General features: G+C 66.0%; 21 protein-coding genes. 16 read left to right on the top strand and 5 right to left on the bottom strand.

All coding sequences use genetic code 11. From position 1 onward, the window contains the following. The first annotated feature begins 31 nt into the window (after positions 1-31). The 3 genes from ACK3BB_RS03400 to ACK3BB_RS03410 all read left to right on the top strand — a co-directional run bounded on the left by ACK3BB_RS03400 (position 32) and on the right by ACK3BB_RS03410 (position 2,635). Complete coding sequence (locus ACK3BB_RS03400; RefSeq protein ID WP_428927326.1) at positions 32-1,297, top strand: class I SAM-dependent RNA methyltransferase; 1,266 nt, start codon at positions 32-34, stop codon at positions 1,295-1,297. Continuing rightward, positions 1,294-2,076, top strand: coding sequence for an ion transporter (locus ACK3BB_RS03405; protein WP_428927327.1), 783 nt, complete (start codon positions 1,294-1,296; stop codon positions 2,074-2,076). The genes ACK3BB_RS03400 and ACK3BB_RS03405 overlap by 4 nt, the downstream gene beginning before the upstream one ends. A 64-nt stretch (positions 2,077-2,140) precedes the next feature. Next, on the top strand, positions 2,141-2,635 hold the full coding sequence (locus ACK3BB_RS03410; RefSeq protein ID WP_428927328.1) for a L,D-transpeptidase family protein: 495 nt from the start codon (positions 2,141-2,143) through the stop codon (positions 2,633-2,635). Positions 2,636-2,662: 27 nt separating this feature from the next. Here the strand turns inward: ACK3BB_RS03410 and ACK3BB_RS03415 are convergent, their stop codons facing one another. Then, complete coding sequence (locus tag ACK3BB_RS03415) at positions 2,663-3,172, bottom strand: CAP domain-containing protein (protein WP_428927329.1); 510 nt, start codon at positions 3,170-3,172, stop codon at positions 2,663-2,665. A gap of 166 nt (positions 3,173-3,338) precedes the next feature. On the opposite strand from ACK3BB_RS03415, the gene ACK3BB_RS03420 reads away from it, so the two are divergent. The 3 genes from ACK3BB_RS03420 to ACK3BB_RS03430 all read left to right on the top strand — a co-directional run bounded on the left by ACK3BB_RS03420 (position 3,339) and on the right by ACK3BB_RS03430 (position 4,765). Beyond that, complete coding sequence (locus ACK3BB_RS03420; protein WP_428927330.1) at positions 3,339-3,965, top strand: L,D-transpeptidase; 627 nt, start codon at positions 3,339-3,341, stop codon at positions 3,963-3,965. Between the two features lie 140 nt (positions 3,966-4,105). Beyond that, complete coding sequence (locus ACK3BB_RS03425; RefSeq protein WP_428927331.1) at positions 4,106-4,288, top strand: hypothetical protein; 183 nt, start codon at positions 4,106-4,108, stop codon at positions 4,286-4,288. 294 nt (positions 4,289-4,582) lie between these two features. Continuing rightward, complete coding sequence (locus ACK3BB_RS03430) at positions 4,583-4,765, top strand: hypothetical protein (protein WP_428927332.1); 183 nt, start codon at positions 4,583-4,585, stop codon at positions 4,763-4,765. Between the two features lie 121 nt (positions 4,766-4,886). Here ACK3BB_RS03430 and hemH read toward each other — a convergent pair whose 3' ends face one another. Both hemH and ACK3BB_RS03440 read right to left on the bottom strand, forming a co-directional pair. Beyond that, on the bottom strand, positions 4,887-5,954 hold the full coding sequence (gene hemH / locus ACK3BB_RS03435) for a ferrochelatase (protein ID WP_428927333.1): 1,068 nt from the start codon (positions 5,952-5,954) through the stop codon (positions 4,887-4,889). Between the two features lie 57 nt (positions 5,955-6,011). Continuing rightward, on the bottom strand, positions 6,012-6,821 hold the full coding sequence (locus ACK3BB_RS03440) for a methyltransferase domain-containing protein (RefSeq protein WP_428927334.1): 810 nt from the start codon (positions 6,819-6,821) through the stop codon (positions 6,012-6,014). Positions 6,822-6,838: 17 nt separating this feature from the next. Here ACK3BB_RS03440 and ACK3BB_RS03445 point away from each other — a divergent pair, with 17 nt between their 5' ends. Genes ACK3BB_RS03445 through ACK3BB_RS03460 form a run of 4 tightly spaced genes read left to right on the top strand, consistent with a single transcriptional unit; the run spans position 6,839 to position 9,195 of the window. Continuing rightward, entirely contained in the window at positions 6,839-7,615 is a 777-nt protein-coding gene (locus tag ACK3BB_RS03445; RefSeq protein ID WP_428927335.1) for a double zinc ribbon domain-containing protein, read from the top strand. A 34-nt stretch (positions 7,616-7,649) separates the two neighbouring features. Further along, a complete protein-coding gene (gene grxC / locus ACK3BB_RS03450; protein WP_428927336.1) occupies positions 7,650-7,907 on the top strand; it encodes a glutaredoxin 3 in 258 nt (85 codons plus the stop codon). Next, positions 7,907-8,755 carry a carbon-nitrogen hydrolase family protein gene (locus tag ACK3BB_RS03455; RefSeq protein WP_428927337.1) on the top strand — a complete coding sequence of 283 codons (849 nt, stop codon included), beginning with the start codon at positions 7,907-7,909 and terminating at the stop codon, positions 8,753-8,755. The genes grxC and ACK3BB_RS03455 overlap by 1 nt, the downstream gene beginning before the upstream one ends. Further along, positions 8,752-9,195 carry a MarR family winged helix-turn-helix transcriptional regulator gene (locus ACK3BB_RS03460; RefSeq protein WP_428927338.1) on the top strand — a complete coding sequence of 148 codons (444 nt, stop codon included), beginning with the start codon at positions 8,752-8,754 and terminating at the stop codon, positions 9,193-9,195. Before ACK3BB_RS03455 ends, ACK3BB_RS03460 begins: the two co-directional genes overlap by 4 nt. Positions 9,196-9,265: 70 nt before the next feature. On the opposite strand, the gene ubiG is transcribed toward ACK3BB_RS03460, so the two are convergent. Further along, entirely contained in the window at positions 9,266-10,012 is a 747-nt protein-coding gene (gene ubiG, locus ACK3BB_RS03465) for a bifunctional 2-polyprenyl-6-hydroxyphenol methylase/3-demethylubiquinol 3-O-methyltransferase UbiG (RefSeq protein WP_428927339.1), read from the bottom strand. Between the two features lie 49 nt (positions 10,013-10,061). On the opposite strand from ubiG, the gene pip reads away from it, so the two are divergent. The 6 genes from pip to infB all read left to right on the top strand — a co-directional run bounded on the left by pip (position 10,062) and on the right by infB (position 17,597). Next, positions 10,062-11,039 (top strand): prolyl aminopeptidase, encoded by a 978-nt coding sequence (gene pip / locus ACK3BB_RS03470; RefSeq protein WP_428927340.1) that lies wholly within the window; start codon positions 10,062-10,064, stop codon positions 11,037-11,039. Next, positions 11,036-11,821, top strand: a complete 786-nt coding sequence (locus ACK3BB_RS03475; RefSeq protein WP_428927341.1) for an ABC transporter substrate-binding protein — start codon at positions 11,036-11,038, stop codon at positions 11,819-11,821. The genes pip and ACK3BB_RS03475 overlap by 4 nt, the downstream gene beginning before the upstream one ends. A 318-nt stretch (positions 11,822-12,139) precedes the next feature. Beyond that, on the top strand, positions 12,140-12,772 hold the full coding sequence (gene rimP / locus ACK3BB_RS03480; protein WP_428927342.1) for a ribosome maturation factor RimP: 633 nt from the start codon (positions 12,140-12,142) through the stop codon (positions 12,770-12,772). 1 nt (position 12,773) lies between these two features. Then, positions 12,774-14,435 carry a transcription termination factor NusA gene (gene nusA / locus ACK3BB_RS03485; protein WP_428927343.1) on the top strand — a complete coding sequence of 554 codons (1,662 nt, stop codon included), beginning with the start codon at positions 12,774-12,776 and terminating at the stop codon, positions 14,433-14,435. 25 nt (positions 14,436-14,460) lie between these two features. Then, on the top strand, positions 14,461-15,081 hold the full coding sequence (locus tag ACK3BB_RS03490) for an RNA-binding protein (protein ID WP_428927344.1): 621 nt from the start codon (positions 14,461-14,463) through the stop codon (positions 15,079-15,081). Positions 15,082-15,089: 8 nt separating this feature from the next. Continuing rightward, complete coding sequence (gene infB / locus ACK3BB_RS03495; RefSeq protein WP_428927345.1) at positions 15,090-17,597, top strand: translation initiation factor IF-2; 2,508 nt, start codon at positions 15,090-15,092, stop codon at positions 17,595-17,597. A gap of 100 nt (positions 17,598-17,697) precedes the next feature. Here the strand turns inward: infB and ACK3BB_RS03500 are convergent, their stop codons facing one another. After that, positions 17,698-17,832: a hypothetical protein gene (locus ACK3BB_RS03500; RefSeq protein ID WP_428927346.1), complete on the bottom strand. Its 135-nt coding sequence runs from the start codon at positions 17,830-17,832 to the stop codon at positions 17,698-17,700. Positions 17,833-17,971 lie beyond the last annotated feature (139 nt).

Consider the following 17,971-nt stretch of genomic DNA (forward strand, 5'->3'; position numbering starts at 1 on the left):
TTTCTAAAGAGAAAGAAGCAGGAGTGCCGCCTTGAGCCAGACCGAGCGCCATCGGATCGAGCGATTGGGTCACCAGGGGGACGGGGTTGCACCCGGCCCGGTCTACGTGGCGCGGGCCTTGCCCGGCGAGCTGGTCGAAGGTCGTCGGGTCGGCGACCGGCTGGAGGACATGCGGATCGTCGAGCCGTCGTCGGACCGGGTGTCGCCGCCCTGCGCCCATTACCGGGGCTGCGGGGGCTGCGCGCTGCAGCATGCATCGGATGAATTCGTCGCCGGCTGGAAGCTGGACGTGGTGCGCCAGGCGCTGAAGGCGCAGGGGTTGGACGCCGAGTTTCGCGATGTGATCACATCGCCGGCCCAGTCGCGCCGGCGGGCGGTGATTGCCGCGCGGCGGACGAAAAAGGGCGCGATGGCCGGGTTTTACGGGCGCGGCTCGGATGTGATCACGGAAATCCCCAACTGCCGCCTGCTGGCGCCCGAGCTGGTCGACGCACTGCCCCTGGCCGAAGAGCTGGCGCGGCTGGGGGCCTCGCGCAAGGGCGCGCTGGCAGTGACCATGACCCGGACGGACAACGGGCTGGACGTGGCGGTGCGCGGGGGCAAGCCGGTGGACACGGCGCTGCGCCAGGATTGCGCCACGCTCGCCGAGGCCCACGGGCTGGCGCGGATCAGCTGGGAAGACGAGGCCCTGGCCATGCGGCTGCCGCCGGCCCAGGTCTTTGGCGGCGTGCCGGTCAGTCCGCCTCCGGGGGCGTTCCTGCAGGCCACCCGCGAGGGTGAGGCCGCGCTCTTGGCCTGTGTCGAGGAGATCACGCGCGGCGCCCGGCGGGTTGCCGACCTGTTCTGCGGCAGCGGCACATTTACCCTGCCGCTGGCGGCCCGGGCCGAGGTGCACGGGGTCGAGGCGGAGCCCGAGATGCTGGCCGCGCTGGACCGGGGCTGGCGCCACGGGCAGGGGCTGCGCCGGGTCACGACCGAGGCGCGCGACCTGTTCCGCCGGCCGCTGATGGCGGACGAATTGTCGCGGTTCGACGCCGTAGTGATCGACCCGCCCCGGGCCGGCGCCCGGGCCCAGACCGAGGCCCTGGCCGATGCACAGGTGCCTGTCATTGCCGCCGTGTCCTGCAACCCGGTCAGCTTCGCCCGCGATGCGGCGGTGCTGGTCGCCGCGGGATACCGCCTGCAATGGGTGCAGGTTGTTGACCAATTCCGCTGGTCCACCCATGTGGAACTTGCCGCAGCCTTCGTGCTGTCGCATGAGACGGGCAGGGCCAGCGAAGGGCAGGGAACGGCATGACACGACGCGAGACGGTAGCAGCCTGGCTCGACCGGCCGGGGACGAGCAATTTCGTCATCGGGGTGATCGTCCTGAACGCCATCGTCCTGGGCCTGGATACCTCGGACGTGGTCAAGGGATCGGTCGGCGGCGTGCTGACCGTGATCGACCGGATGTGCCTGGCCGTGTTCATCGTCGAGATCGGGCTGAAGCTGTTCGCCCACCGGCTGAGTTTTTTCCGCGACGGCTGGAATGTCTTTGATTTCATCATCGTGGGCATCGCCCTGATCCCCGGGGCGCAAAGCCTGTCGGTGCTGCGGGCTCTGCGCATCCTGCGGGTTCTGCGGGTGATTTCGGCCGCGCCGCGGCTGCGCCGGGTGGTCGAGGGCTTTGTCCGCGCGGTGCCGGGCATGGCCAGCGTCTTCATGATGATGGCGATGATCTTCTACATCGGCGCGGTCATGGCCACGAACCTCTTTGCCGACAGTTTCCCCGAATGGTTCGGCACCATGGGCCGGTCGGCCTATTCGCTGTTCCAGATCATGACGCTGGAAAGCTGGTCGATGGGCATCGTGCGGCCGGTCATGGCCAAGTACCAATATGCCTGGGCCTTCTTCGTGCCGTTCATCATCGTCACCAGCTTTGCCGTGGTGAACCTGCTGGTCGGCCTGATCGTCAATTCGATGCAGGACGCCCATGATGCCGAGACCGAAGGCGCAACCGGGGCCTATCGGGACGAGGTGCTGGCCCGCCTGAAGGCCATCGAGGCACGTTTGCCGGCCGAAGACAGTGAAAAGTGACTTCTGCGATCGCGCGGAACCGTGTATTTTGCCGCCCGAGGTAAAACACAGGTTTCAGGCAAAAATGGACCGCAGATTAATGATTGGGACGGCGCTGTCGGCAGTGGCGCTGTCGGCATGCAGCCAGAAATACGGCGCATATAACGGGCCCGAGGTGACATCGATCGTCGTCAACAAGACGGCGCGCAAGATGTACCTGCTGCACGGCACCGAGGTGCTCAAGGATTACAAGGTGGATCTGGGCTTTGCCCCGGACGGGCCGAAGCGGTTTCGCGGCGATGGCAAGACGCCCGAAGGCACCTATCTGATCGACCGCAGGAACCCGCGCAGCTCGTTCTTCCTGTCGCTGGGCATTTCCTATCCCAACCGCCAGGACCGGGCCTTTGCGGCATCCTATGGCAAGGAGCCGGGTGGCGACATCTTCATCCACGGCCAGCCCAACGACACGCGGGCCAAGGGCCGCGACTGGACGGCGGGATGCATCTCGGTCCAGGACAAGGAAATGGCCGAGATCTACGCGATGGTGAATATCGGAACGCTGATCACGCTGCGGGCGTGACAGGGCCGTCGTGAGTTTTGGGCGGCGTCAGCCGCCCAGGATCATCGTCCACCAGATCTTGCCGCTTTTCTCCTGGTACCAGGCAAAGCCCATGTTCACGGCCGTCGGGTCGAGGATCACGTCGCGCGTGCCGGGCTGATCCATCCAGGCGCCCAGGGTCTCGATCTCGGTCTCGTAGGTCTCCGAGATGTTTTCGCCCAGGAAGCGGCCGGTATAGCCGGCGCGGGCCGTCCGGTCGATCGGCGAGGACCCGTCGGACCCGAAATGCCAGGGCCGGTTCTGCACCGACATGTCCCGCGAATGGGTCGCGGCAGCGGCGTTCAGTTGGGCGTTCAGCTGGACCGGGCCGGCGCCCGAAGCCGAGCGCAGCGAATTGACCGAATCAAGCATGCGGAACTGGATCTTGGACGTCTCGCCCGACCTGATCCGATAGACCTTGGTCGGCGAACTGCCCGTCGAGCCATTGTCGTATTCAGGTGCGGTACAGGCGGCAAGGACCAGCATCCCGGCCAGAAGCAGTGAAAAAAGGCGCAGCATGGGCATCCCGGTGATGAATTTCCCCGTTGGACTTAGCGCGTGAAGCGAGCGGTGGCAAATTCACTTAAGCGTCAGACCGCCCCCCGGGCCCGTTTGAATTGCGACTGAGGCATTCCCGCCATAAAATGCATGCACCGTGTGACCAGTTTGCAAAAGGAGCGGGACAATGGCGAAGAAGACCTCTTTCACCATCCCCACCCGGCGCGGCTTCCTGGCTGGCGGCGCGGCGGCGATCGGCGCGCCGGCCCTCGGCCAGGCCAGCGATCCCAGCGCCATCGACCCGGAAACCGCCGCAGTGCTCTACCCGGACCCCGAACCGGAACCGGCGGTGCCGCGCAACATATCCAGTTTCCGGTCCAAGCAATGGCAGCCCTATTTCAGCTCGTTGCGCAACGGCGCGATCCTGGTCGATACCCAGAGCCGCGCGCTGCACTACTGGGGCGAGGGCGAATCGTCCTACCGGCTGTACCCGTCGTCGGTGCCGCTGACCGAAGAGATGACCCGGCGCGGGCGGACATCGGTTATCCAGAAGGTCGAAGGGCCGGGCTGGGCGCCGACGCCGTCGATGAAAAAGCGCAACCCGGAATGGCCCGATTACATCCCGCCGGGGCCGAACAACCCGCTGGGCACCCACGCGCTTTATCTGGGCTGGAAATATTACCGTATCCACGGTACCCACGATACGCGCAAGATCGGACGCAAGTCGTCCAACGGCTGCATCGGGCTCTACAACGAGCATATCTCCGAACTTTTCGGTATGGCAAAAGTCGGCACGCAAGTGTTGCTTATTTGACGACATCCGCCGATGGCGAGGGGACGGCCCGAGACAAGCGTTTGCAATGGCCCATCTTTGCTGCTTAGAAGATCCTACGAGGTAAGTCTTGGGTGCGTCGTCCGTTTACCTTTTGGACGGCGCTTTATCTGGAGGTTAACATGAAGAAACTCGTCATCGCCGCCGCTTTCGCAGCTGCTGCAACGACCGCTTCCGCCGGCAACCTGGAAGAGCCGATCGTCGAAGCACCGGTCATCGTCGAAGAAACCACCGGCTCGTCGGCAGGCATCCTGCTGCCGCTGCTGCTGCTGGTTGTCGTTGCTGCTGCTGTCGCAGCCAGCTAATCGGCGTCCGAGAATTTGGAAGAAGGCGGTGCCTAGCACCGCCTTTTTTCGTTTCTGCCCCCCGGTTTTTGCCCCTGGTCTTGCCGGGGCGTCGGGCGGACAGACCCCTTCGCATGGCATCGTGACCCGAGAATCGATGCATTCCGGCCACACCCGGCGCTGCCATGCAGCACGGGCAGGCAGTCCTTGCATTTCAGGACCTTGCCGGATCGCGGGAACCCCCTAGAATTGTCAAATTGACTGCGCCCGTCCCTTTTCACCGAATCCACCCGGGCGCCGGACCAGGAGATTGTCATGAAGAAACTCATCGTTGCCGCCGCTTTCGCCGCAGCTGCCACCACCGCATCCGCCGGTAACCTGGAAGAGCCCATCGTCGAGGCGCCGGTCATCGTCGAGGAAACCACCGGCTCGTCCGCCGGCATCCTGCTGCCGCTGCTGCTGCTGGTCGTCGTGGCCGCTGCCGTCGCCGCCAGCTGATTGCGCAGATCCCCATGCAAAAGGGCGGCCGCCGGCCTGGCGTGCCGCCCTTTTCATGTTCTGGAGTCTTAACGCCCGTCCCGCGGGGCGGGCGTGATCCGGGGCCGTGCGGCCCCGGAAATTAACCTTCGAGCGGCGCGATCCAGCCGGCCAGGTTGTCGCGGATCACGGCCGACAGGGCGGCGATATGGGCATCGTCGTCATTGAGGCAGGGGATATAGGTAAAGCTCTGCCCGCCGGCATGTTCGAAACTCTCGCGGATCTCTTCGTTGATCTCTTCCAGGGTTTCGATGCAATCGGCCGAAAAGGCCGGGGCACAGACGGCGATATTGGTCGTGCCGGCCTCGGCCAGCCGCGCGACCTCTTCGACGGTATAGGGTTTCAGCCATTCCTCGGGGCCGAATTTCGACTGGAAGGTCGTGATGATCCGGCTGTCGTCCCAGCCCAGCCGTTCCTTCAGCAGCCGCGTCGTCTTCTGGCACTGGCAATGATAGGGATCGCCTTCGGTCAGGTAGCGTTCGGGCAGGCCGTGGTAGGAACAGACCAGCACGTCGGGCGGGGTGTCCAGCGTGGCATACTTGCGCTCGACCGAGCGGGCCAGGGCATCCATATAGAGCGGATTGTCGAAATAGGGCGGCACGGTGCGCGAGGCCGGCTGCCAGGTCTCGGCCATCAGGGCGCGGAAGAACTGGTCGTTGGCGGTGGCTGTCGTGGCCCCGGCATATTGCGGATAAAGCGGGAAGAACAGGATCTTGCGGCAGCCGGCCTCGACCATCGCGCGGACCTTGGATTCGGTCGAGGGATTGCCGTAGCGCATGCAGAAATCGACCATCACCCCGTCGCCGAAGGTCGCGGCCATGCTGTCGCGCAGCTTGGCGACCTGGTCCTTGGTGATGGTCATCAGCGGGCTCTCGTCGGCCTCGTTGTTCCAGATCGACCGATAGGCTTCGCCAGAGGCAAAGGGCCGTTTCGACAGGACGATGAGCTGCAGGATCGGCTGCCATTTCCAGGCCGGGTAGTCGATGACGCGCTTGTCGGACAGGAATTCGCTGAGATAACGGCGCATCGACCAGTAATCGGTGCCGTCCGGCGTGCCGAGGTTGGCCAGCAGGATGCCGATGCGCTCCCGGGGCAGCGCCGGGTGGTCGGGCTTGGCATGGGCGGGGCGGGTCAGGGTCTGGTCGGACATGCGTGGCCTCCTGCGGCGCGTCATTTTCTGGCCGAAATAAATTGCTGACCGGGGGCGTCAATCCGGCAAGGGCGTTTCCGTGGTGTTCAGGGCCTGGGCGAGGCGTTCGGTCGCGGAGCCGGGGCGCAGCGGCCGGGGTTGGCCGGGCCCGGGCGCCCAGCCGGTCAGCGTGATCCATTCGATGGTGGCCGGAAGGCGGCCGTCGGGCGTGGCAAAGGCGTCGGTGTAGAGCGCGGCCGCCCGGGCCAGGACGGTCCTGGGTGTTGCGCTGCGCAGGCGCGCGTCAAGGGCGTTGGTCTCGCCGCTGTTGCGCAAGTCACTGACGAGGTGATCAAAATCGCGGTAGGTCAGGGTCAGCGTGTCGGAATCGGCGACGGGCAGGGCCAGGTCCGCCCGTTGCAGCAGGGCGCCGAGGTCGCGGATATCGGCCATCGGCAGCACCCGGGGCGACAGCCCGCCCAGCAGCTCGGCCTCGGCCCCGGCCAGGGCGCTGCGCAATTCGTGAAAGCTGCGCCCGCCGGGCAGGATGGCCACCAGAAGCCCGTCCGGTTCCAGCGCCCGGCGACACTGGATCAGCTGGCCGACCGGATCGTCGGCCCAGTGCAGGGCCATGGCATGGATGACGCAATCATGGGCCCCGGGCTGCAGGTCGAGCGTGTCGTCATCACCCAGGATCCGGGCGTCGAACCCCTGCCAGACCTCGGGGAACGGCGTGATCACGGCCGGTTTCGTAAAGGTCCTGTTAACCAGGGCGAGGCGATCCTGTGCCTCGTCCCGGGCCAGCCGGTGCAGGAACGGATCACGGGCCCTGGCGCGATGACGGGCAAGGGCCTGGCGGTCGGTCAAACGAGGGCGCGGGGCGGTCATGGTGGTGAGGTAGTCCCATGCAGGCAACATTGCAAACCCTGGCTGAGGCGCTGGCCCGGTCGCCGGTGCGGGCGCTGGCCGGCCGGGCGGTGACGCTGGTCTATCCGCCGCGCTGCCTGGGCTGCGGCGGGCTGGTCGACAGCGACTTTGGGCTGTGCGCCACATGCTGGCGCGACACGCCGTTCATCGGCGGGCTGGTCTGCGACGGCTGCGGCACGCCGTTGCCCGGGCTGGGCGATGGCTGCCGGGTGGATTGTGACAGCTGCCTGGCCCATCCGCGGCCCTGGGACATGGCGCGCGCCGCGCTGATCTACCGCGACCAGGCCCGGCGGCTGGTGCTGGCCCTGAAACATGGCGACCGGACCGATATCGCCCGGCCAGCGGCGGGCTGGATGGCGCGGGCCGGGCGAGACATCCTCCGGCCGGGGATGATCGTGGCGCCGGTGCCGCTGCATTGGACCCGGCTGGCTCGGCGGCGCTATAACCAGTCGGCCCTGCTGGCCGCTCACCTGGCCCGGATCGCGGGGCTTGAGACCTGCCCCGACCTGTTTCGCCGGACAATGCGCACCCCGCTGCTGGAGGGCAAATCGCAGGCCGAGCGGTTCGCGGTGATGCAGGGCGCGATCGACGCGCATCCGCGCCACCGGCATCGGCTGGCAGGACGCGAGGTTCTTGTGGTCGATGACGTCATGACCAGCGGTGCAACCCTTGCCGCCACGACCGAAGCGGCGCATGCTGCAGGCGCAGCACGCGTCTGCGTGATCACACTGGCGCGGGTTGCAAAGGATACCTAGATCCCGTGGCAACACGGGATATAAGGATAGCGACATGAAACCGGTTGAAATCTATACATCTCCGCTTTGCGGATTTTGCCATGCGGCCAAGCGGCTGCTGAATTCCAAGGGCGTGAGCTTTTCCGAGATCGACGTGCTGGCCGAGCCGGACCGCAAGGCCGAAATGGTCCAGCGGGCCAACGGCGGGCGGACCGTACCGCAGATCTTTGTCGGCGAGACCCATGTGGGCGGCTGCGATGATCTCTATGCGCTGGAACGGGCCGGCAAGCTCGACGCGTTGCTGGCGGCCTGATGCGCGTTGCCCTGATCCAGATCACCTCGGGCGATGACCCTGCGGCCAACCTGGCCATGGTGCAGGCGATGTTGCGCGAGGCCCGGGATCGGGGGGCCGAATTTGCCCTGACGCCCGAGGTGACCAATTGCCTGTCGTCCTCGCGCAGCCACCAGCAATCGGTGCTGCAGGGCCAGGACGACGACATCACCCTGGCCGGCCTGCGGGCCGAGGCCGAGGCGCTGGGGCTGTGGCTGCTGATCGGGTCGCTGGGCCTGCAGACCGGGGACCCGGACGGGCGGTTTGCCAACCGGTCGTTCCTGGTCGGGCCGGACGGGGGCATCCGGACGCATTACGACAAGATCCACATGTTCGATGTCGATGTGAGCCCGGAAGAGACCTACCGCGAATCCGCGGGCTATCGGCCGGGCGACCGGGCGGTGGTGACCGAAGTGGCTGGCGTGCCGATGGGCATGGCGATCTGTTACGACGTGCGGTTTCCCCGGCTGTTCAAGGCCCTGGGCGATGCCGGCGCGCGTATCCTGACCGTGCCGGCGGCGTTTTCGCCGGTCACCGGGGCGGCGCATTGGGAGATCCTGCTGCGGGCCCGGGCGATCGAGACGGGCTGTTTCGTGCTGGCCCCGGCGCAGACGGGCACCCATCCGTCATCGACCGGCGGCCGCATCCGGCGCACCCATGGCCATTCGCTGGTCGTGGCGCCCTGGGGCGAGGTGCTGCTGGACGCGGGCACCGAACCGGGGGTGCATGTCGTCGACCTGGACCTGGGCGCGGTGGACGAGGCCCGGCGCAAGGTGCCGTCGCTGGCCAATGCGCGGGCCTTCAGCGCCCCTGTCACCGGTCCGGCATGACGGAAGAAGGCCAGAACCTGGCAGTGGCGCTGTTCAGCGAGGTGTTGACGGCCGAACAGCTGTTGCGCCACCGGCTGAGCCGCAGCCTGCCCAAGGGGATGGAGCTGTCGCATTTCTCGGTGTTGAACCACTTGGCGGTGATTGCCGACGAACGAACCCCGGCGCAGCTGGCGGCAACGTTCCACGTGACGCGCGGGGCAATGACCAACACGTTGGGCAAGCTGGAATGGGCCGGTTACGTGCATATCCGGCCCGATTGGGACGATGCGCGGCGCAAGCTGGTGGCGATCTCGCCGGCCGGGCGGCGGGCGCGGGACCAGGCGATTGCCGACATCACGCCGATGATCCGCCAGATCGTGGGCGACATGGGGGCCGACAAGGTGCGGTCGATCCTGCCGGTCCTGCGCGAATTGCGGCTGCGGCTGGAAGTCCAGGATTAGGGGGCGCTGCCCCCGTCCTCCGTTGGAGGACTCCCCCGGGAATATTTAAGAAGAGAAAGAAGCAGCAAGGTCAGGCCGGGCGCACCGAAGCGGTGACGTAATTGACCGAGAGGTCGCGGTCGGACAGGGACCAGGACCACAGGATCGGGTTGAAGACAAAGCCCTTGCGATCGACCGGATCGAGGCCGGCGCGGGAGAGCAGGTCGAACAATTCGTCGGGGGTGATGAACTTGGACCATTCATGCGTGCCCCTGGGCAACCAGCGCATGATCTGTTCGGCGCCGACGATGGCCATCATGTAGCTCTTGGGATTGCGGTTGATCGTCGAACAGATCTGCAGGCCGCCGGGTTTCAGCAGGTCATGGCAGGCGGTGAGATAGGCCAGCGGGTCGGCGACATGTTCGACGACTTCCATGTTGAGCACGGCGTCGAATTGCTCGCCATCGGCGGCCAGGGCTTCGGCGGTGACATGGCGATAGTCGATGTCGAGCCCGGACTGGCGGGCATGCACGCGGGCCACGGGGATGTTGCCGGCCGCGGCATCGGCGCCGACGACGGTGGCACCCAGCCGGGCCATCGGTTCCGACAGCAGCCCGCCGCCGCAGCCGATATCAAGCAGGCGCAGGCCGGCGAAGGGCGCAGGCGCGGCGAGATCACGGCCGAACTGGGCGGCGATTTGCGTGGTGATGTAGTCCAGCCGGCAGGGGTTGAGCATGTGCAGCGGCCGGAACTTGCCACGGGGGTCCCACCATTCGGCGGCCATGGCTTCGAACTTGGCGATCTCGGCGGGGTCGACGGTGCTGTCCGAGGCTTGCATTCCTCACTCCATATGGTCTTGTTGGGTCAGGGTCTATATAAGGCGAACGATGGACAAATCCGCCGATCAGAAGCGCGCTGTGCAATATCTTTATCCGCCGATCGACCCGTTCGACCAGCGCATGATGGATGTCGGCGACGGACACCAGATCTATGTTGAGCAATGCGGCAATCCGACCGGCATTCCGGTCGTGGTGTTGCATGGCGGGCCGGGGGGCGGCTGTTCGCCGGCGATGCGGCGGTATTTCGATCCGCGGGTGTTTCGCGTGGTGCTGTTCGACCAGCGCGGCTGTGGCCGGTCGCGGCCCCATGCGGCGGTCAGCCACAACACGACCTGGCACCTTGTGGCGGATATCGAGCGTATCCGCGAGGCGCTGGACATCGATCGCTGGGTGGTCTTTGGCGGCAGCTGGGGGGCGACGCTGTCGCTGATCTATGCCCAGGCCCATCCCGAGGCGGCGCGGTTCCTGGTGCTGCGGGGGGTCTTCCTGATGACCCAGGCCGAGCTCGACTGGTTCTACGGCGGCGGGGCGGGCAAGTTCTGGCCCGAGACATGGGCCCGGTTTGTCGATCCAATCCCCGAAGACGAGCGGGACAACATGATCGCGGCCTATCACAAGCGCCTGTTTTCCGGCGACCTGGCCGTTGAAACACGGTACGGCAGGGCGTGGTCGGCCTGGGAGAACGCGCTGGCGACGATCCATTCGTCGGGCATGTCGGGGGAAAGCCCGGGCGATTACGCACGGGCCTTCGCGCGGCTGGAGAACCATTATTTCATGAACGCCGGGTTCCTCGACTTCGACGGCCAGATCCTGGCGCATATGGACCGGATCGCCGATGTGCCGGGGGTGATCGTGCAGGGGCGTTACGACATGATCTGCCCGCCGGTCTCGGCCCATGCGCTGGCGCAGGCCTGGCCGGCGGCCGAGCTGCGCATGGTGCGCAATGCCGGCCATGCGCTGAGCGAGCCGGGGATCAGCGCCGAGCTGGTGCGGGTCACCGACATGATCGCCGAGGCCGAGGCATGAGCCGGCTGGACCGGCGCGCGCTGTTTGCCTCTGGTGCGGCGGCGGCGCTGCTGGCGGCGTCGGGCCTGTCGGCCGAGACCCTGCCCCGGCGGGGCGGGCGGCTGCGCATTGCGGCGGCCGATGGTCCGGGTGTTGCGGCGGTGGCGCGCGGGGCGGTGTTCGAGACGCTGACCGAGGTTGCGCCGGACGGGCTGTTGCGGGGCGAGTTGGCGACCGGGTGGCACGGCAGCGCCGATGCGCGCCACTGGCGGGTCGACCTGCGCGACGGCGCGGTATTTCACGACGGGCGACCTCTGACGGCCGATGACGTGCTGGCGACGCTGATGTCGGCGGCCAGCCCGGTGGCCGGGATGATCGCGGCGGGCCGGGCCGAGGGCCACGGGCTGCAGCTGGAATTGGCCGCGGGCGATCCGCAATTTCCTTATCGTCTGTCCGATCCGGCCCTGGCCGTCGCGCCGGGCGGCGAGATGCCGGGATCAATGGAAGACTGGGTGGGCTCCGGGCTGTACCGGGTGGTGACGGCGCGGGACGGGCGGCAGTACCTGGGCCGGCGGGTCGATGCCCATTGGAAGGATGGCCAGGCGGGCTGGGTCGATGCGGTCGAGGTCGTGGCGATCACCGATGCAAGGGTGCGTGGCGAGGCATTGCGCGACGGATTCGTCGACGTGGCCGAGGCCGAGGACGGCCTGGCTGCCGGTGATCACGTCGGCGAGCCGCGGATCGTCTCGGCGCGCGGGCGCCTTGACGACGGGCGGATCGCCGAGCGGTGGTGGATCGCCTGATGGGGGCGCTGCCCCCGTCCTCGTGAACGAGGACTCCCCCGGGAATACTTGGAAAGAGAAAGAAGCAGGAATGCCGCGCCCTTGCCGGCCGATTGCAGGGCTGGGGACGGGGCGCCGACCTGCTGCTTCTTTCTCTTCTCAAATATCCGGCCGCCGCTCTCCATCCATGCGCCCCGCCGGGGCAGGGCGAATTGGGGTTGCGAAAACCGCCTGCCGGGCGTATATGCCTTTTCAACAGCGGCGCGTCGGGCATCTGGGCCTGAGGTACCATCGGGATGATCGACGGGCCGTGCGCCCGTTTTTTTCGTTCTGGACAGCATGACCAACACACTGATCGCCAAAGCCGCCATAGACCGCCGCCTGGCCGAGATCATCTCTCCGGTGATCGAGGACCTGGGCTACGAGCTGGTGCGCATCCGGCTGATGTCCGGCAAGACGACCACCCTGCAGATCATGGCCGACAAGGCAGACGGGGGCATCGAGGTCGACGATTGCGCCGAGATTTCCAATGCCGTGAGCGCCGTGATGGATGTCGAGGATCCGATCCTGGATGCCTACACGCTCGAAGTCTCCAGCCCGGGCATCGACCGGCCGCTCACCCGGCTCAAGGATTTCGACATGTTCGAGGGCTATGAAGCCAAGGTGGAAACCACCGAGCTGATCGACGGTCGGCGGCGCTTCAAGGGCGTGCTGGCCGGGGTCGAGGGCGACGAGGTGCTGATCAACCTGGCCGAAGGTGGCGAAGAGGTGACCATCGGCCTGCAGTTCGACTGGCTCAGCGATGCCAAGCTGGTGCTGACCGACGAGCTGATCAAGGAAATGCTGCGCCAGCGCAAGGCGGCCGGTGTTCTGAACGAAGACGCCTTTGACGAGATAGAGACCGAAGGGTCCGACGAAACATCAACCGAGACCGCAGACGGGACCTCAAACGAGACCGAGGAGAAGACCTGAGATGGCCATCACATCCGCAAACCAGCTGGAGCTGTTGCAGACCGCCGAGGCGGTGGCCCGCGAGAAGATGATCGACCCCGGCCTGGTGGTCGAGGCAATGGAAGAATCCCTCGCCCGCGCCGCCAAGAGCCGTTACGGCGCCGAGATGGACATCCGGGTCTCGATCGACCGCCGGACCGGCAAGGCCACCTTTACCCGGGTCCGCACCGTGGTCGAGGATGAAGAGGTCGAGAACTACCAGGCCGAGATGACCGTCGAGCAAGCCAAGCAGTACATGGCTGATCCAGAAGTCGGCCAGCAGTACATCGAGGAAGTGCCCCCGGTCGAACTGGGCCGGATCGCCGCGCAGAGCGCCAAGCAGGTCATCCTGCAGAAGGTGCGCGAAGCCGAGCGTGACCGCCAGTACGAGGAATTCAAGGACCGCGCCGGGACCATCATCAACGGCCTGGTCAAGCGCGAGGAATACGGCAACGTCATCGTCGACGTGGGTGCCGGCGAGGCGATCCTGCGCCGCAACGAGAAGATCGGCCGCGAAAGCTATCGCCCGAGCGACCGCATCCGGGTGTTCATCAAGGATGTCCGCCGCGAACCGCGCGGCCCGCAGATCTTCCTCAGCCGCACCGCGCCGGAATTCATGGCCGAGCTGTTCAAGATGGAAGTGCCGGAAATCTACGACGGCATCATCGAGATCAAGGCCGTGGCCCGCGACCCGGGCAGCCGGGCCAAGATCGCCGTGATTTCCTATGACAGCTCGATCGACCCGGTCGGCGCCTGCGTCGGTATGCGCGGTAGCCGCGTGCAGGCCGTGGTGAACGAGCTTCAGGGCGAGAAGATCGACATCATCCCGTGGAACGAGGACCAGGCGACCTTCCTGGTCAACGCGCTGCAGCCGGCCGAAGTGTCGAAAGTGGTGTTCGACGAGGAAGCCGGCAAGATCGAGGTGGTCGTGCCGGAAGAACAGCTGAGCCTGGCCATCGGCCGGCGCGGCCAGAACGTGCGCCTGGCCAGCCAGCTGACCAATCTCGACATCGACATCATGACCGAGGCCGAGGAATCCGCCCGGCGCCAGAAGGAATTCGAGGAACGCACCCAGCTTTTCGTCGAAACCCTGGACCTGGACGAGTTCTTTGCCCAGCTGCTGGTGTCCGAAGGCTTTACCAACCTCGAAGAGGTGGCCTATGTCGAGCTGGACGAGCTGCTGGTCATCGACGGGGTCGACGAGGACACCGCCGAGGAGCTGCAGGCCCGGGCCCGCGACTTCCTCGAAGCCCAGGCCAAGAAGGCCCTGGAAAACGCCCGTGCGCTGGGTGTCGAGGACAGCCTGGTTGAATTCGACGGCCTGACACCCCAAATGATCGAGGCACTGGCCAAGGACGGGGTGAAAACCCTCGAAGATTTCGCGACCTGCGCGGATTGGGAACTGGCCGGCGGCTGGACCACCGAGAACGGCGAACGCGTGAAGGACGACGGCATCCTCGAGCCCTTCGACGTCAGCCTGGAAGAGGCGCAGCATCTGGTGATGACCGCGCGCATCGTCCTGGGTTGGGTCGATCCGGCCGAACTGGAAGCCGCTGACGACGACGAGACGGACCAGGAAGGGGCCGACGAGACAGACGCCGAAGAGGGCGACGACCAGCCCGCAGCTCCGGAGGCCGGGGCCTGATCTCAGGCCCCGTGGGGTAACGGACATGGGTCGCGGCGGCGTCTCCAAGGATCGGTCGGACGGTCCGGAACGGAAGTGCATAGCCACGGGCGAGGCGCAGCCGAAAGGCGGCCTCGTGCGTTTCGTGCTTGGTCCGGATGCCATGGTGTGGCCGGACGTGATGGAAAAGCTGCCCGGGCGTGGTGCCTGGGTTGCGGCAAACCGGGCGGCGATCGACCTGGCGGTGAAGAAGAAACTCTTTGCCCGGGCGTTCAAGGCACCGGTCCAGGTGCCGCCCGACCTGGCCGACCAGGTCGAGGCGCAACTGCTCCGCCGGCTGATCGAACTGATCAGCCTTGCGCGCAAGTCGGGCGCGGCGGTCGCCGGCTATGAAAAGGTGAAGGACTGGCTTGCCAAGGAAGAGGCCCGCGTGCTGATCCAGGCCAGCGACGGGTCCGAGCGCGGCAAGACCAAGCTGAGCACACCGCATTTTGGAACTTACGTCGGATGGCTGTCCTCGGATGAACTGGGACAGGCCTTCGGACGTCAAAGCGTGATACACGCGGCGGTCGCCTCTGGTGGACTCAGCCAACGTGTTGTAGAGGAGGCGCATCGTCTGAAAGGCATGCGCATGACGGACGGCGATACGCGCCGTCGGGAAGGATAATGAGCTTAATGAGCGATACTGACGGCAAGAAGACCTTGGGTGTACGTGGTGGCGGGTCCCGTCCGGGGAACGTGAAGCAGAGCTTCAGCCACGGGCGCACCAAGAATGTCGTGGTGGAGACCAAGCGCAAACGCGTTGTCGTCCCCAAGCCCGGACAGGGCAAGGGGGGCGCGGGCGGTTCGCCGTCCGGGGATCCGTCTCGCCGTCCTGCCGGTATCTCCGACGCGGAAATGGCGCGCCGGCTGAAGGCCGTGCAGGCCGCCAAGGCGCGTGAGGCCGACGAGGTCGCCGCCCGCGAAGCCGAGGAAAAGGCGCGCGCCGAAGAGCGCGAGCGCCGCCGGGCCGAGGCCGAACAGAAAGAGCGTGAACAGCGCGAGGCCGAGGAACGCGCCAAGGCCAAGGCCGAAGAAGAAGAGCGCAAGCGCCGCGAGGAAGCCGAGGCTGCCAAGCGCGCGGCCGCCGAAGCCGCGGCAGCGGCTGCGAAACCTGCGGAAAATCAAGCGGATGCCCGTGGTGCCGCGCCCAAGCAGGCGCCGGCAGGCGACGCCGGTCCGCGCAAGCAGGACCGCGAGCGCGAGCAGCGCCAGACCCGTGGCAAGGGCCGCGACGACAACCGGCGTTCGGGCAAGCTGACCCTGAACCAGGCGCTTTCGGGCGGCGAAGGCGGCCGCCAGCGGTCGATGGCCGCAATGAAGCGCAAGCAGGAACGCGCCCGCCAGAAGGCCATGGGCGGCCCGGTCGAACGGGAAAAGGTGGTCCGCGAGGTCCAGCTGCCCGAGGCGATCGTCGTGTCGGAACTGGCCAACCGGATGGCCGAACGTGTCGGTGAAGTGGTCAAGTCGCTCATGCAGATGGGCATGATGGTCACCCAGAACCAGACGATCGACGCCGACACCGCCGAGCTGATCATCGAGGAATTCGGCCACAAGGTGGTCCGCGTTTCCGATGCCGATGTCGAACAGGTGATCGAACAGGCCGCGGACAAGGACGAAGATCTTCAGCCGCGCCCGCCGGTCATCACCATCATGGGTCACGTCGACCACGGCAAGACGTCGCTTCTGGATGCGATTCGCGATGCCAAGGTCGTGGCCGGCGAAGCCGGGGGAATCACCCAGCATATCGGCGCCTACCAGGTGAAGACCGACAGCGGCTCGCTGCTGACCTTCCTCGACACGCCGGGCCACGCGGCCTTTACCTCGATGCGTTCGCGCGGGGCCCAGGTGACGGACATCGTCGTTCTGGTGGTTGCGGCCGATGACGCCGTGATGCCCCAGACGATCGAGGCCATCAACCACGCCAAGGCGGCCGAAGTGCCGATGATCGTGGCGATCAACAAGTGCGACAAGCCGGCCGCCAACCCGCAGAAAGTGCGGACCGACCTGCTGCAGCACGAAGTGATCGTCGAGGCGATGTCGGGCGATGTGCAGGATGTCGAAGTGTCGGCGCTGACCGGCAAGGGCCTGGACGAGCTGCTCGAAGCGATCGCGCTTCAGGCCGAGGTCCTGGAACTGCAGGCCAACCCGAACCGTCCCGCACAGGGCGCGGTGATCGAGGCCAAGCTCGACGTGGGTCGCGGCCCGGTTGCCACCGTTCTGGTCCAGACCGGCACGCTGAAGCAGGGCGACATCTTTGTCGTCGGCGAACAGTACGGCAAGGTCCGCGCCATGGAGAACGACCAGGGCAAGCGCGTCAAGGAAGCCGGTCCGTCGGTTCCCGTCGAGGTGCTGGGCCTGAACGGCACGCCCGAAGCCGGTGACGTGCTGAACGTGGTCGAAACCGAGGCCCAGGCCCGCGAGATCGCCGAGTACCGCAGCGAGAAAGCCAAGGAAAAACGCGCCGCCGCCGGTGCCGCGACGACCCTGGAACAGCTGCTGGCCAAGGCCAAGGAAGACGAGAACGTCTCCGAGCTGCCGATCCTGGTGAAAGCCGACGTGCAGGGTTCTGCCGAGGCGATCGTCCAGGCGATGGAGAAGATCGGCAACGACGAGGTCCGCGTGCGGGTCCTGCACTATGGTGTGGGCGCCATCACGGAAACGGATGTCGGCCTGGCCGAGGCCTCGGGCGCGCCGATCATGGGCTTCAACGTCCGGGCCAACGCGCCCGCCCGTAACAGCGCCAACCAGAAGGGCGTCGAGATCCGGTATTATTCGGTGATCTACGACCTGGTGGATGACGTCAAAGCGGCGGCAAGCGGCCTGCTGTCCAACGAGATCCGCGAGAACTTCATCGGCTATGCCGAGATCAAGGAAGTCTTCAAGGTTTCGAACGTCGGCAAGGTTGCAGGCTGCCTGGTCACCGAGGGCGTTGCCCGCCGGTCGGCCGGCGTGCGCCTGCTGCGCGACAACGTCGTGATCCACGAAGGCACCCTGAAGACGCTCAAGCGCTTCAAGGACGAGGTCGCCGAGGTCCAGTCGGGCCAGGAATGCGGTATGGCCTTCGAGAATTACGACGATATCCGGCCTGCGGATGTCATCGAGATCTTTGAACGCGAAGAGGTCACGCGGACGCTCGACTAAGCGTGATCCTCTTGATCTGAAACGAAAAAGAGCGCGGGAGAAATCCCGCGCTCTTTTGTTTCATGATGTCAGTGCTGTCTTGCGTTGGGTACGGTGTTCGTCAGGCGGCCTGGCCGACCGGACGCCCGGCATAAACCGTCTGGCCGACTTTCACGGCAATCCGGCCATCCGGGTAGGTGCGGACAAAGGTCCCCTGAACGGAAACACAGGTCCCAACTGTGATCGTACGAAGCATGTCTCGTCCCCTTGTGTTTACAGACCCTTCATACACCGGAAATCGTTTACGAAACATTCACAAACTGCATGCCTTTTCGCAGAAATTTTGTTGTTTCGCGGATATTTTCAGCAGACAGCGTTTCGAATACGGAAGTTTC

It is taken from the genome of Marinibacterium sp. SX1 (assembly GCF_050389775.1).
Taxonomy (GTDB): domain Bacteria; phylum Pseudomonadota; class Alphaproteobacteria; order Rhodobacterales; family Rhodobacteraceae; genus Marinibacterium.